General features: G+C 46.4%; 1 pseudogene. It reads right to left on the minus strand.

Features of this window, described 5'->3' with window-relative positions:
• Positions 1 to 193: pseudogene (locus LKE08_RS00110) on the minus strand (hypothetical protein); the annotation flags it as partial.
• Between the last annotated feature and the right edge of the window lie 85 nt (positions 194 to 278).

Here is a 278-nt window from a genome sequence, read left to right on the forward strand (position 1 = left end):
GGTTCGGGATTTCTGCTGATTTCCCTCTCCTTGCTGCCCAATAGACCCAATTTCCATCATACGTCGATGCGTTCGGTTTAACCAGAATGTGGTAGACAATGGGAGTCCAAGAGTGTTTTTGGAGTCGTAGACCTTCCTTGGTTTGGAATATCCACTTATCCTTCTTTTCATCCCCGTTGCTCAGTTTTGCCATTCCTGTTTGGTAGTATTTTCTGAGCGTTTTGTATTTGGCGTTTCCGCATCGTGACACTACCCATGCCCGTAGTTGTTGCCAGAGT

Origin of the sequence: Lyngbya sp. CCY1209 (genome assembly GCF_035615495.1) — a bacterium.
Lineage (GTDB): Bacteria > Cyanobacteriota > Cyanobacteriia > Cyanobacteriales > Microcoleaceae > Limnospira.